This is a genomic window from Rathayibacter rhapontici (assembly GCF_001995175.1).
GTDB lineage: Bacteria > Actinomycetota > Actinomycetes > Actinomycetales > Microbacteriaceae > Rathayibacter.
In genome coordinates this window covers 15,189-28,088 of the sequence record NZ_MUKN01000030.1, presented here as the reverse complement: position 1 = coordinate 28,088, position 12,900 = coordinate 15,189, and the positions used below count along the sequence as shown (strand labels likewise).

Sequence of the window (12,900 nt, the reverse complement as noted above, 5' to 3'; positions counted from 1 at the left end):
CGTCGGCTCGACGGTGGCCTACCGTGGACCCATGGCCAGGACGATCTCCACGAACACCGCCGTCGACCGCGACGGGATGCTCGCCTTCGTGCGGCCCCGGCACCGGATGATCGTCGCGACCACCCGGGCCGACGGTCGGCCGCAGATGTCGCCGGTGTCGGGAGGAGTCGACGAGGAGGGCCGGATCGTCGTCTCCACCTACCCGGGCCGCGCCAAGACCCGGAACGTCGAACGCCGCTCCGCCGTGTCGGTGCTGGTGCTGTCCGATGAGTGGGACGGGGCCTGGATCCAGGTCGACGGCGACGGCGAGGTCCTCCACATGCCGGAAGCCGCCGACGGACTGGTCGACTACTACCGCTGCATCGCGGGCGAGCACCCGGACTGGGACGAGTACCGAGCGGCGATGGCGCTGCAGGACAAGTCCCTGCTGCGCGTCACTCCGACGCGCTGGAGCCCCGTCTCGACGGGCGGGTTCCCGGCGGACGTGGCGCAGCGGCTCGACGCGCGCTGACGCCTCGGGACCTGCGCGCCGCGGGGTCAGCTCGAGGGGACCGCGCAGGTCTCCTCCGCGGCCGTCTGACCCGGAGCGGCGACCGCGGCGGGCTCCTGGGAGGGAACGGCCTCCGGTGCCCCGGCCGAGGGTTCGACGATCGGCGGCGCGGACGCGGCGGGCTCCCCCGGCGCGGGGGCCAGCACGACGGGCTCGTCCGCCAGGACCCGGGCCATCAGCTCGCGCCGAGAACCGGATCCGGGACGACCTTCCCCGGGTAGTCCGGGTCGTCGAGCGCGGGGTACTGCACGAACACCATCCGCTCGAGGTCGATGTCCTTCAGGGCGAGCGCGAGGGAGATCATCGTGCTGGGGTTCGTCATCGTCGTCGAGAGGTGCAGATTCGAGGACGCCGCCTGGGCGAGCCCGTAGAGCACGGGCGGGTTCGACAGCGTGTCGGCCGAGCGGACGGTGCGCATCAGGGAGGCGAGGTACTGCTGCTGCGAGGAGATGCGCCCCAGGTCGCTGCCGTCGCCGATCCCGTGGCGGGTGCGCAGGAACGCGAGCGCCGTCTCGCCGGAGACCGTCGAGACACCGGCGGGCAGGTCGAGTCCGGAGTCGGTGTCCAGGATCGGACCGGTCAGGCAGATCGGCACTCCCCCGACGGCGTTGCTCATCTCGATGACGCCGTTGAACGAGACCCAGCCCGCGTAGGGGACGGAGAGCCCGGTGAACTCCTGCAGGGTGTCGTTGACGCAGGCCAGCCCCCCGGCCGCGAACGAGCGGTTGAGCGAGGCGCCGGTCTCGGCCGGGGAGACGGCTCCCGTGGCGGGGTCGGTGCACTCGGGACGGTCGAGGATCAGGTCGCGCGGGAAGCTGATCACCGTCGCGCTGCTGTGGTCCTCCGACACGTGCAGGAGGATGTTGACGTCGTTCAGCGTGGTGTCGCGCACGCCGAACTGCTCCCCCTGCGCGGCGTCGTTGTCGGTGCCGACGACCAGGACGCTGAAGCCGCCCTCGATGGCGCCGAGCTGCAGGCCTCCCCCGCCGGCGTCGACGCCGAGATCGACGGCGTTGCCGCTGACGTTGCGGCTGATGCTCGCGGCGGCGATGGCCACCAGTGAGGTCGCGCTGACTCCGAGGACCGCCAGTCCCGCTGCCACCGCGATCACCGCGGTCCGTCGCCCGGATCGACGCCGGAGCCGTGCGTGACGGATGCTGCGCTCTGCTGCCATTCCGACAGTCTCCCCGACGCGGGCGCGCCAGGAGCCCATCGGCGTGTCCTCCTCCGCGCCCCGGCCGGAGGAGGACCGCGGTGTCAGCGTCGAGCGGCCTCGACCAGACCGGTGACGACGCCCTCGTCGAGCGGGCTGCCGGGGAAGGCGGCGAGGCGCCCCAGGGGCATCGAGCCGAGCATCTTCGTCATCGCGGGGTCCTCCAGCATCGCGGCGAACCCTCCGTCGCCCGAGCCGAGCGCCTCGCGGAGGAGCGTGCCGGCTCGCGGGTCGTCGAGCCACTCCGCGAGCGTCGACTCCTCGTCCAGGGGCAGATCGAGTGCGTCACCGCTCACGGTCGCGCTCGTGGCGACACGCAGATCCCGGCTCGACGCCCCGACCTCGACGGAGTAGTCGCCGCCCTCGACGGTCCAGGCGCCCGCCTGCGGGTGGAAGTAGGCGAGGTCGTCGCGAGGGATGTCCAGGACGACGGTCGCGGACTCCCCCGCCGGGATCCCGACCACGGTGAACGCGGTCAGCGCGCGGATCGCGCGGGGCACGGCGGATCCGGGCAGCCCGGTGTACACCTGGACGACCTCGCGTCCGTCGCGGGTGCCCGTGTTCTCGACGTCGAGGCGGACGCGGAGGCCGCCGTCGCGCGGCTCCACCTCGAGCGCGCTGTACGCGAACTCGGTGTACGAGAGGCCGTGGCCGAAGGGGAACGACACCTCGGTGCCGCGGGCGTCGTAGCCGCGGTAGCCGACGAAGACGTCCTCGCCGTAGCGGACGTGCCCGAAGGCCCCCGGGAATCCGAGGTGCGCAGGGCTGTCCTCCAGGCGCACCGGGATCGTCTCGGTGAGACGGCCGGACGGGTTCACCGCGCCGACGAGGACGTCGGCGATCGCGCCGCCGCCGGCCTGGCCGAGCAGCCAGCCCTCCACGATCGCGGGGACGCGGTCCTGGAAGCCGGAGGTGCGGACGACTCCGCCGTTGGAGAGGACGACGACGACGTCGGGGTTGGCGGCGACGACCGCGTCGAGCAGCGCGAGCTGCGCGGCGGGCAGCTCGAGGTGCTCGCGGTCGAAGCCCTCGGACTCCTCCTCCGCCGGAAGACCGAGGAACAGGACCGCGACGTCGGCCGTGGCGGCGGCGGCCACGGCCTCCTCGCGCAGCGCCCGCTCGTCGCCGGAGCCGTCGAGGGTGAAGCCCGGAGCGAACGCGACGTCCTCCCCCAGTGCCGACCGCAGCTCGTCGAGGGCGCTGTCGAGGCGCGTGGGGTTGATCAGCGAGCTGCCCGCGCCCTGGTAGCGCGGCGTGCGGGCGAACTCGCCCAGGACGGCGACGACCGCCTCGGGGCGCAGCGGCAGGAGGCTCCGCTCGTTCTGCAGGAGCACGATGCTGCGCGCCGCCGCCTCGCGGGCGAGGGCGTGGTGGGCGTCGGCGTCGTAGGTCGCCTCGGGGTCGGCTCCCTCGGCGATCCGGTCGAGCATCTCGAGGGCGCGGCGCGCGGAGGTGGTGACGCGGGCCTCGTCCAGGGCGCCGGAGCGGACCGCGGCGACGAGCTGCGCGTCGGTGCGGCCGCCGCTCGAGGGCATCTCGAGGTCCAGGCCCGCCGCGACGCCGACGACGCGGTCGTTCACCGCTCCCCAGTCGGACACGACGAGGCCGTCGTAGCCCCACTCGTCGCGGAGGACCGTCGTGAGCAGCCACGGGTTCTCGGAGGCGTAGACGCCGTTGACCCGGTTGTAGGAGCACATGACGGTCCAGGGCTGCTGCTCGGTCACGACGCGCTGGAACGCGCGCAGGTAGATCTCGCGCAGCGGGCGCTCGTCGACGTCGGCGCTGACGCGCAGCCGGTCCGTCTCCTGGTTGTTCGCGGCGAAGTGCTTCAGCGACGCCCCGACTCCGCGGCTCTGCAGCCCGCCGACCAGCGCGGAGCCCATCACTCCGCTGACGAGGGGGTCCTCGGAGAAGTACTCGAAGTTGCGGCCGCACAGCGGCGAGCGCTTGATGTTGATGCCGGGGCCGAGGAGGACGCCGACTCCCTCGGCCCTCGCCTCCTCCCCCAGCGCCTCGCCGACCCGGCGGACGAGCTCGGCGTCCCAGCTGGAGCCGAGGGCGACGGCGGGCGGGAAGCAGGTCGCGGGCACGCTGTCGGCGAGGCCGAGGTGGTCGCCGCCGGTCTGCTGCAGGCGCACGCCGTGCGGTCCGTCGGTCAGCACGACGGAGGGGATCCCGAGGCGGTCGACCGCCTTCGTGCTCCAGAAGCTCTCTCCGCTGGTGAGCGAGGCCTTCTCCTCGAGAGTCAGGTCGTCGAGGTGGTCGGCGTGGGTCATGATTCTGCTCCGATCCGTCGGGGCGTCCCTGCCGCGACGTGAAAACCATACATCGGTCGGAATTTCTCCGCCCGATCTCTTGCGGGGTCGGTCCGCCGCGGGCATACTCGCTTTCCAAACGACGTTCGGTTTTCGGCAGAGGCCGTGGAGACCCGTCGACTCAACGGTGAGAGGACTCAGAGATGACAACAGCGAGTGGATCCGCGGCGGGGATGCCGTCCGGGATGACGACGGCGACCGCGACGGTCAGGCGCGACCAGGGCTTCCCGGAGCCGACCGAGCCCGCCAAGGGCAGCTACATCTTCTGGCTGCTCGCGGCGCAGCTGGTGTTCTTCATCGCCCTGCTCGGGCCTGCGATCGTCGGCATCGGCATCAAGATCCAGTCGTTCGTCGACGCCGGCGTCATCGACGCGAACGGGGCGACGGGAGCCGCCGCGGTGCTGGGCGGGTTCGGCGCTCTGTTCGCCACGATCGCGAACGTCGTCTTCGGCCGGCTCTCGGACCGCACGACGAGCCGCTTCGGCCGCCGACGCGTCTGGATCGTCGCCGGCACGGTCATCATGACCGTCGCCTTCGTGATCATGGCGCTGGCGCCCAGCCTCCTCCTCGCCACGGTCGGCTGGTCGCTCGCCCAGCTCGGCGCGAACATGACCCTCGCGCCCTTCATCGCGACCATCGCCGACCAGGTCCCGAAGTTCCAGCGCGGCAAGATCACCGCTGCCCTCGGCATCGCGCAGAACGTCGGCGTCCTCGGCGGCACCTACGTCGCGCAGGCGTTCCAGGACCAGCTGCTCATCCTCTTCGTCGGCCCCTCGGTCCTCGCGATCGTCGTCATGGTCGTCTTCGCGGTCGTCCTGCCCGACCGCCGCCTGCCCGCCGCGCCGCCCCGCGCGACCCTCCGCGACTGGGCCGAGACCTTCTGGGTCAGCCCGCGCAAGAACCCCGACTACGCGCTCGCCTGGTGGTCGCGCTTCCTCATCACCTTCGCGAGCTTCGGCTTCACGACCTTCCGCTTCTTCTACCTGCTCAACCACATCGGGGTCGATGCCGAGGACATCCCCGGGGTCATCACGACGAGCGTGCTCATCTACACCGCCACCCTGGTCGGCGCGAGCTACTTCGCCGGCTGGCTGTCGGACCGGATCGGGCGGCGCAAGGTCTTCGTGTGGAGCTCCACCGCGCTGTTCGCGGTCGGGACCTTCGCGCTGATCTTCGTGCAGGACGTCCCCACGTTCTACATCCTCGAGGCGCTGCTCGGCATCGCCTACGGCATCTACGTCGGCGTCGACCTCGCCCTCGTCGTGGACGTGCTGCCGGACCCCGAGAACTCGGGCAAGGACCTCGGCGTGTTCAACATCGCCAACGCCCTCCCCCAGACGATCGCGCCGCTCATCGGCGGCATCCTCGTCTACGTGAGCGACCCGTCCGGCAACAACTACGCGCTGTGGTTCTCGGTCTGCGCGGTCGCGGCGATCGTAGGAGCGCTGGTCATCTTCCCGATCAAGAAGGTCAGGTAGAGCGGGGCCGCCCCCGCCCCCTGCGACGGCCCGCCGGTCCCCGATCGGCGGGCCTTCGCGCGCTCCGGGCGAGTCGCGACTCCTGCGGTCGCGCGATCTGATCGGATCGGGACATGCCGCGACCGCTGATCCTCCTGACCGGGGTCGGTCTCGTGCTCCTGGCGACCCTCGTCCTCGCGCCGCTCTCGACCGTCTCCACCTGCTACGACGCCGTGGAGCCGTCGGCGTCGCGGTGCGAGACGGCGCAGCAGTCGCTGCTCGGGGCCCCGGCGAACCTCTGGGTCTGGCTCGTCGTCGTCGCGGTGATCGTCGTCCGGATCGTCCTGCGCCTCCGCCGTCCCCGCGCACCGGACGCGACACGGTGATCGTCCACGTCGCCACTCCGGCCGCTCTGATCTCGCGAGGGAGCCGTCCGTGGAGGCTCTGAGCGCGGTCGTCCTGCTCGTGGTCGCCGTCGGCGCGGTGTGCCAGGTGCTGTCGGGAGTCGGATTCGCGCTCGTCACCTCTCCCCTGCTCGTGCTCGCGCTCGGCCACGACCGCGGCGTCCGCACCGTGCTGGCCCTGTCGATCGCCCTCAACGCGGTCGTCCTCCTCCGGTCGTTCCGGCACGTGCGTCCGGCGGAGGCGCTGCGCCTCCTCGTGCCGGCGGCGCTGCTGGTCGTGCCGGCGGCGCTCCTGCTGGACGCCGTCCGGCCCGCGGCCCTCGCCGTCGTCGCAGGAGCTGTGATCCTGCTCGCGACGGCGCTCGTGGCGGGCGGCCGTGCACTCCCGTTCCTCGACGGTGCGCGGGGCGCTGTCCTCGCCGGAGCGCTCAGCGGGGTGTTCACCGTGCTCGCGGGCGCCGGCGGTCCGCCCGTCGCCCTCTTCGCCGCGCAGCGCCGCTGGTCGCCCGTGGTGGCGAGCGCCACGCTCCAGGCGTTCGCGCTCCCGCTCAATCTGCTGACGCTGCTGGTGCTCGGTCCGTCGCCCGACGACCTGTCGGGACTGGGCTGGGCTCTGGCCGGACTCGTCATCGGGACGGCGGCAGCGATGCTCGTCGCACCACGGGTGTCCGCCGGAGCGGTCCGGCGCGTCACCCTCGCCGTCGCTGCTCTGGGCGGCGCGGCCCTGGTGGTCGGGGGGATCGCAGGCGCGGCGTGACCCGACGTCGGTGCGGGAGCGCCGGAGCGGGGAGACGACTCCCCCGCTCTTGACACGGCTCCGACCGAGGCTTACTTTATCGATACATGAACCGCCCTGTATCGATACAGGAACGAGAGCACGAAGGAGTGCGATGCGCGACGCCGATACGAGGACCCCCTCGCCCTCGCCTCTGGAGCGGTTCCTCGCCGACCCGTCGCTCGTGGTCTCCGGAGGCAGATGGCACCTGTTCCCGACGACCGACGGCATCCAGGACTGGGGCGCCCGTGCCTTCCGGTGCTACTCCTCCCCCGACCTGGTCGACTGGACGGACGACGGCGAGATCCTGCGCCTGGGACGCGACGTGGCCTGGGCCGACTCCTTCGCCTGGGCGCCCGCGGCTCTCGAGTGGAACGGCGCCCACTACCTCTACTTCACAGCGGGCAACAGCATCGGAGTGGCCCGCGCCACCGACGCCGCGGGCCCCTACACCGATCTCGGCGCCGCCCTCGTGCCCGCCGGCCGCTTCCCCGGCACCGCCATCGACCCCTCGGTGTTCGTCGACGACGACGGGGCGGTCTACCTCCTCTGGGGCAACTCCGTCGCCCATCTGGTGCGCCTGAACGACGACCTCGTGTCGTTCGACGAGGGCGCGGTGCACTCCTGGGTGCCCACCGGATTCCGGGAGGCCGCGCACCTGCACCGGCGCGGCGACTCCTACTTCCTCACCTGGTCCGAGAACGACACCAGGGAGGAGGACTACCGGGTGCGCTGGGCGGTCGGCCCCGGTCCGTCCGGCCCCTGGACCGACGGCGGCGTCCTGCTCGAGAAGAACACGGCCGAGGGGATCCTCGCGACCGGCCACCACTCGATCTGCCGCGTCCCCGGCACCGACGACTGGGTCATCGCCTACCACCGCTTCGCGGTCCCCGGCGGAGACGGCGTCCACCGCGAGATCGTCTTCGACCGGCTCCACCACGACGGCGACCGGCTCGTGCCCGTCGTCCCCCGGCACGCCCACCTCCGGCTCCCCCTCTCCTGATCCCACCCACCCACCACAGAACCGAGGAATGCAATGTCGCATCGCCCCCACGCCGTCGCCCTCCGCACGGCCGCCCTCGCCGTCGCCGCGGCGAGCGCCTTCTCCCTGACCGCCTGCGGCTCCGCGGGAGGCGATTCCGGGAAGACCGAGCTCAGCTTCTTCTCCTGGGACAACGAGGCGACGATGACCCCGGTCATCGAGGCCTTCGAGGCCGCCAACCCCGACATCTCGGTCGAGTTCTCGAACGCTCCCCCGGTCGCCGAGTACGTCTCGACCCTGCAGACCCGCCTCGCGGGGAACAACGCGGCGGACGTGTTCCTGATCGCGGCCGAGAACAAGACGAACCTCATCGACGGCGGCTTCGTGAAGGACCTGACCGACGAGCAGTTCATGGCCGAGATGTCGCCGTACAACACCGAGACGTACAGCAGCGACGGCAAGGCGTACGGCATGTCGACCTCCTCCTGGGCCGGCGGGATCCTCTACAACCGCGCCCTGCTGGATGCGGCGGGCGTCACGGAGGTGCCGACCGACTGGGACGGGTTCCTCGACGCGCTCGAGAGCGTGAAGGACACCGGCGTCGTGCCCTACTACGACTCCGCCACCCAGATCCCCATGGGCCTGTCGGCGATGGTCGGCTCGGCCGACGCCGAGCAGGGCGGCGAGGTCGACGAGGCGATCTTCGACGGGAGCGCCGAGTTCGGCGACCTGTGGGACGAGCCGCTCACGGCCTGGAGCGAGCTGCTCAGCAGCGGCCTGATGAGCCAGGACGTCGTCAGCCTGACCGGCGACCAGATCGTCGACGAGTTCGCGAACGGACGCGTCGCGATGATCGCGGCCGGACCGTGGAACCTGCCCGCCGTCCGCGAGAAGGCCCCGGATCTCGACGTCGAGTTCGCCCCCTTCCCCACGCTCGACGGTGCCGGCTTCTGGGCCGGAGCGGCGTCCCCCGGCTTCGCGATCAACGCGAAGACCGATCACGAGGCCGAGGCGGAGGCGTTCCTGAGCTTCCTCGGCAGCGAGGAGGGGGTCCGTATCTACCAGGAGGGCACGTCGGCGCTCACCACCACCGCGAACTACACGCCGGTCGTCGACCCGGCGCTCGAGGCGAACCTCGCCGGACTGCAGGAGGGGCGCTTCTACCTCCCCTCGATCGCCTGGCCGCGCGAGCAGGACGCTCTGAGCACCGAGGCGGTCGCGCAGATCCAGCTGCTCGTGCAGGGGCAGGCCTCCCCCGAGGACGTCTCGGCGGCGCTCCAGGCGCGACTCGAGTCGCAGGGCTGAGGGCTCGGCCCGGCTCCGGCCGGGCCGGCCCTCCGGGAACGGAGAACCATGTCAGCCCTCACCGCACCGCGCCGCGCGGCCGCTCTCGTCCGACGCAGCCGCATCGATCCGCTCCGACGGCGCGAGACCGTCAGCACGAGCCTGTTCCTCGTGCCGATCGTGCTCGTCTTCGTCCTGCTGTTCGCCGTGCCGCTCGCCCAGTCGTTCTACTTCAGCCTGACCGACTTCGACGGGTACTCCGTCGACTCCGAGTTCGTCGGGCTCGCGAACTACGCCAGCATCGTCCGCGACCCGGCGATGCTGGCCGGACTCCTCTTCACGCTGTCCTACAGCCTCGGGACCACCGTCCTCGTCACCGCGCTGGCGATCCCGCTGGCCCTGGTCCTCAACCGCCCCTTCGCCGGTCGCGGAGCGGTCCGGGCCGTCCTCTTCTTCCCGGCCATCCCCAGCATCGCGATCCTCGGCCTCGTCTGGGGTCTGATCCTCTCGCCGCTGGGCTCCGGGGCGATCAACCGGGTGCTCGAGACCGTCGCCGGGCTCGGCCCGGTGCCGTGGCTCTCGAACGGCACCCTCGCCCAGCTCTCGGTCATCGTCGTGGGGGTCTGGTCGAGCACCGGCTGGCACGCCATCCTCTACCTCGCCTACCTGCAGTCGATCCCGGAGGACTACTACGAGGTCGCCCGCATCGACGGGGCGTCGGCACCGCGCCGCTTCTTCTCGATCACCCTCCCCCTGCTCGCCCCCGCGGTGACGGTCAGCACGCTGCTCCTGATGACGGGCGGGCTCAAGGTCTACGACCTGCCCTTCACCCTGACCAAGGGCGGGCCGGGCTTCTCGACCTACACGATCACGCAGTCGATCATCCAGAACGGAGTCGGCCAGGCGCAGTTCGGCAAGGCCTCGGCCCTCGCCGTCGTGTTCCTGCTCGTCGTCGGCTCGATCGTCGCCGTGCAGCTGCTCATCTCCCGCCGATTCGAGGAGAGGACCTCATGACCTCCACCGCGGTCTCCCTGCCCCCGGCACCGCCGGTCGCCGATCCCCCCACCCCTCGCCGCGCCGGCGCCGGACGCGCGCCCAGCGCCGTCGCGGAGTCGCGGGCGCCCTGACCAGCATCGGCATGATCGCGCTGGCCGCGCTCGTCGGCGCTCCCTTCTACTACATCGTCGTCAGCACGCTGAAGACGCAGCAGGAGGTGTCGAACGCTCCGTTCGCCCTGCCGACCCGCCTCGACTTCGGCAACTACGCCGACGTGTTCGCCTCCGTCCCGATCGTCGGGGCCTTCGCGAACACGTTCTACGTCACGGTCGTGTCGGTGGCGCTCATGCTCCTCGTGGGCTCGATGGCGGCCTACGCGATGCTGCTGCGCACCACGCTCCTCACCCGGATCGTGTCGGTCGTGCTGATCATCGCGTTCCTCGTCCCCGGCCAGGCGACGCTGATCCCGCTCTACCGCCTGCTGGCGAGCGCCGGTCTGGTCGACAGCCTCGAGGGGCTGATCCTGCTCTACGCGGCGGGATCGATCTTCTGCTACTTCCTGATCCAGGGGTACATGAAGTCGCTGCCGCTCGAGATCTTCGAGGCCGCGCGGATCGACGGGGCGGGGCCGTGGCAGATCTACTGGCGCATCGTGCTGCCCCTGATCCGGCCGATCCTGATCACCGTGGGCGTCTTCCAGACGATGTGGGTGTGGAACGACTTCATCACCCCGAACGTCTTCATCAGCTCGTCCGAGAAGCAGACGCTCGTGCTGCAGGTGTACAAGGCGGTCGGGCAGTTCGGAGTGAACTGGCCCGCGTTCCTCACGCTGAGCGTCGTCGTGCTGCTCCCGATGGTGGTCTTCTTCGTCCTGATGCAGAAGCACATCGTGGGCGGCCTGGTGTCCGGAAGCGTGAAGGGGTGACCGGGTACCTCCTCGCCTACTTCCTCCCCGGTCCTGGCGGCGAGGCCGTGCGGTTCGCGGTGAGCGAGGACGCGACTCCGCTCGTCTTCCACGCGCTGCCGGGCGGGCCGCTGCGCTCGGACGTGGGCGAGGGCGGAGCCAGGGACCCGTTCCTCGTGCGCGACACCGCCTCGGGACGGATCGTGCTCCTCGCCACGGACCTGCGGACGGAGGAGGACGGCGACTGGCACCGCGCGGCGCGGCACGGCAGCCGGTCGATCCTGGTGTGGGAGTCGGCCGATCTCGTCGACTGGGGCGGTCCGCAGCTGCGACTCGTCGCTCCGGAGGACGCGGGCAACGCGTGGGCGCCGAAGGCGTACCGGAACGAGGAGCGCGGCTGCTGGCAGGTCTTCTTCTCGAGTGCGCTCTTCGCGCCGGGACAGGACCGCGGCACCGCCGTCCACCAGAGGATCCTCGTCGTCGAGACGGAGGACTTCGTGTGCTTCTCCTCCGCGAGGATCGCCCTGGACACCGGTCGCGACGTCATCGACGCGACGTTCCTCCCCGACGGCGACGAGTGGCTCCGATTCACGGTCGAGACACCGCCGGGAGCCGACTCGACCTCGATCACGCTCGCTCGGGGAGCGTCCCTGGACGGCCGCTTCGAGACGGTGCGGACGGGCATCGGCATCCCCGAGCTCGTGCGCGGGGAAGGTCCCGCGGTGATCCGCTCCCCCGACGGAGTCACGACCTGGCTGCTGATCGACGAGTTCGGCCTGCGCGGGTACCGCCTCTTCTCCTCCGCCCGACCCGGGACCGGAGGGTTCGAACCGGTCCGTGGCGCGCGTCTACCCGACGACGCGCGTCACGGGTCGCTCCTCGCCCTCACCGACGACGAAGCGGCACGGCTCCGCTCCCGTGCCGGGATCGGGCCCGCACCCGTGGGAAGCTCGAGGGGAGGAGGTGCGTCATGGTGACCATCCACGACGTGGCGAAAGAGGCCGGGGTCTCGGCGATGACCGTGTCGCACGTGCTGAACGACCACCCCCACGTCCGCGAGACCACGCGCGAGAAGGTGCTCGACGTGATCTCGCGGCTCGACTACCGGGTGAACGTCGCCGCGCGGAATCTGCGGACGGGGCGCACCGGCACCATCGGACTCGCGGTGCCAGAGATCGACCGGCCGTACTACGGCCGGCTCGCCGCCGAGATCATCGCCGCCGCCGAGAAGCACGATCTGCGCGTCGTGATCGAGCAGACCGGCGCCCAGCGCGAGAACGAGCTCGGGGCGCTCGCGTCCTCCCGCAAGCGGCTGTACGACGGCATCATCCTGAGCACCGTCGGGCTCGGCGCGGCCGACACCGAGCTGCTCCGCGTCGACCACCCGCTCGTGATCCTCGGCGAGCGCATCTTCGAGGGCCCGGTCGACCACGTGGCCATGGCGAACGTGGACGGCGCCCGGATGGCCGTCGCCCACCTGATCGAGAAGGGCTGCCGGCGGATCGTGATGGTGGACGACCCGGCGCCCGACGAGGTCGACGTCTCGAGTCTGCGTCTCGAGGGCTACCGGCGAGCGCACGAGGAGGCCGGACTCGCGATCGATCCGGCGCTGCACATCGAGGTCGGCGAGTTCACGATGGCCGGCGGCTCCCGGGGCATCCGCGACTTCCTCGATCGCGGCGTCCCCTTCGACGGGGTGTTCTGCATCACCGACACGGTCGGGATCGGGGTGCTCCGGGGTCTCGCCGACCGGGGGATCCCTGTGCCGGGCCGGGTGAGGGTCGCCGCCTTCGACGCGATCCTCGAGGGCGAGTACACGGTGCCGAGGCTGACCACGATAGACCCCGACCACGCCTTCATGGCCCGCACAGCGGTCGAGCGGCTCGTCTACCGCATCGCGGGCGGGACCACGGCGGCCGAGGAGTACATGGCCGCGCCGCGTCTGATCGTGCGGGAGAGCTCGGCCTGAGCCCTCGCGGCCCCGGCACCGCGCTCCCCCGCTAGGGTGGGCGGACCGCAG

At 71.5% G+C, this 12,900-nt stretch carries 13 protein-coding genes; 10 read left to right on the top strand and 3 right to left on the bottom strand.

Annotation, left to right across the window (positions count from 1 at the left end; translation table 11 throughout):
- Positions 1-31: 31 nt before the first annotated feature.
- Positions 32-511, top strand: coding sequence for a PPOX class F420-dependent oxidoreductase (locus B0T42_RS11045; RefSeq protein ID WP_077223195.1), 480 nt, complete (start codon positions 32-34; stop codon positions 509-511).
- 26 nt (positions 512-537) lie between these two features.
- Here the strand turns inward: B0T42_RS11045 and B0T42_RS11040 are convergent, their stop codons facing one another.
- The 3 genes from B0T42_RS11040 to B0T42_RS11030 form a co-directional block, all read right to left on the bottom strand.
- On the bottom strand, positions 538-726 hold the full coding sequence (locus tag B0T42_RS11040) for a hypothetical protein (RefSeq protein ID WP_077223194.1): 189 nt from the start codon (positions 724-726) through the stop codon (positions 538-540).
- The gene (locus tag B0T42_RS11035) at positions 726-1,652 is read right to left on the bottom strand and encodes an LCP family protein (RefSeq protein WP_158078103.1); all 927 of its coding nucleotides are present in this window, start codon (positions 1,650-1,652) and stop codon (positions 726-728) included. Before B0T42_RS11035 ends, B0T42_RS11040 begins: the two co-directional genes overlap by 1 nt.
- 155 nt (positions 1,653-1,807) lie before the next feature.
- A complete protein-coding gene (locus B0T42_RS11030) occupies positions 1,808-4,039 on the bottom strand; it encodes a beta-glucosidase (RefSeq protein WP_077223192.1) in 2,232 nt (743 codons plus the stop codon).
- 182 nt (positions 4,040-4,221) lie between these two features.
- On the opposite strand from B0T42_RS11030, the gene B0T42_RS11025 reads away from it, so the two are divergent.
- From B0T42_RS11025 to B0T42_RS10985, 9 genes are all read left to right on the top strand, one after another.
- Positions 4,222-5,556 carry an MFS transporter gene (locus tag B0T42_RS11025; protein WP_077223191.1) on the top strand — a complete coding sequence of 445 codons (1,335 nt, stop codon included), beginning with the start codon at positions 4,222-4,224 and terminating at the stop codon, positions 5,554-5,556.
- A gap of 113 nt (positions 5,557-5,669) precedes the next feature.
- A complete protein-coding gene (locus B0T42_RS11020; RefSeq protein WP_077223190.1) occupies positions 5,670-5,921 on the top strand; it encodes a hypothetical protein in 252 nt (83 codons plus the stop codon).
- Between the two features lie 49 nt (positions 5,922-5,970).
- Positions 5,971-6,696 (top strand): TSUP family transporter, encoded by a 726-nt coding sequence (locus B0T42_RS11015; protein WP_077223189.1) that lies wholly within the window; start codon positions 5,971-5,973, stop codon positions 6,694-6,696.
- 133 nt (positions 6,697-6,829) lie between these two features.
- Positions 6,830-7,717 (top strand): family 43 glycosylhydrolase, encoded by an 888-nt coding sequence (locus tag B0T42_RS11010; RefSeq protein WP_077223188.1) that lies wholly within the window; start codon positions 6,830-6,832, stop codon positions 7,715-7,717.
- Between the two features lie 33 nt (positions 7,718-7,750).
- Positions 7,751-9,001 carry an ABC transporter substrate-binding protein gene (locus B0T42_RS11005; RefSeq protein WP_077223187.1) on the top strand — a complete coding sequence of 417 codons (1,251 nt, stop codon included), beginning with the start codon at positions 7,751-7,753 and terminating at the stop codon, positions 8,999-9,001.
- Positions 9,002-9,049: 48 nt separating this feature from the next.
- Positions 9,050-9,994, top strand: coding sequence for a carbohydrate ABC transporter permease (locus tag B0T42_RS11000; protein ID WP_077223186.1), 945 nt, complete (start codon positions 9,050-9,052; stop codon positions 9,992-9,994).
- A gap of 124 nt (positions 9,995-10,118) precedes the next feature.
- The gene (locus B0T42_RS10995) at positions 10,119-10,901 is read left to right on the top strand and encodes a carbohydrate ABC transporter permease (RefSeq protein ID WP_055793128.1); all 783 of its coding nucleotides are present in this window, start codon (positions 10,119-10,121) and stop codon (positions 10,899-10,901) included.
- The gene (locus B0T42_RS10990; RefSeq protein WP_077223185.1) at positions 10,898-11,857 is read left to right on the top strand and encodes a glycoside hydrolase family 43 protein; all 960 of its coding nucleotides are present in this window, start codon (positions 10,898-10,900) and stop codon (positions 11,855-11,857) included. Before B0T42_RS10995 ends, B0T42_RS10990 begins: the two co-directional genes overlap by 4 nt.
- Positions 11,851-12,849: a LacI family DNA-binding transcriptional regulator gene (locus B0T42_RS10985; RefSeq protein ID WP_077223184.1), complete on the top strand. Its 999-nt coding sequence runs from the start codon at positions 11,851-11,853 to the stop codon at positions 12,847-12,849. The genes B0T42_RS10990 and B0T42_RS10985 overlap by 7 nt, the downstream gene beginning before the upstream one ends.
- The last annotated feature ends 51 nt before the right edge of the window (positions 12,850-12,900 follow it).

Excerpts from the sequence above, each read along its gene's own strand:
- B0T42_RS11040 (WP_077223194.1), bottom strand. The coding sequence starts at position 726 with ATGGCCCGGGTCCTGGCGGACGAGCCCGTCGTGCTGGCCCCCGCGCCG.
- B0T42_RS11030 (WP_077223192.1), bottom strand. The coding sequence starts at position 4,039 with ATGACCCACGCCGACCACCTCGACGACCTGACTCTCGAGGAGAAGGCC.
- B0T42_RS11005 (WP_077223187.1), top strand. The coding sequence starts at position 7,751 with ATGTCGCATCGCCCCCACGCCGTCGCCCTCCGCACGGCCGCCCTCGCC.
- B0T42_RS11045 (WP_077223195.1), top strand. The coding sequence starts at position 32 with ATGGCCAGGACGATCTCCACGAACACCGCCGTCGACCGCGACGGGATG.
- B0T42_RS11010 (WP_077223188.1), top strand. The coding sequence starts at position 6,830 with ATGCGCGACGCCGATACGAGGACCCCCTCGCCCTCGCCTCTGGAGCGG.
- B0T42_RS10995 (WP_055793128.1), top strand. The coding sequence starts at position 10,119 with ATGATCGCGCTGGCCGCGCTCGTCGGCGCTCCCTTCTACTACATCGTC.
- B0T42_RS11025 (WP_077223191.1), top strand. The coding sequence starts at position 4,222 with ATGACAACAGCGAGTGGATCCGCGGCGGGGATGCCGTCCGGGATGACG.
- B0T42_RS11020 (WP_077223190.1), top strand. The coding sequence starts at position 5,670 with ATGCCGCGACCGCTGATCCTCCTGACCGGGGTCGGTCTCGTGCTCCTG.
- B0T42_RS11000 (WP_077223186.1), top strand. The coding sequence starts at position 9,050 with ATGTCAGCCCTCACCGCACCGCGCCGCGCGGCCGCTCTCGTCCGACGC.
- B0T42_RS10985 (WP_077223184.1), top strand. The coding sequence starts at position 11,851 with ATGGTGACCATCCACGACGTGGCGAAAGAGGCCGGGGTCTCGGCGATG.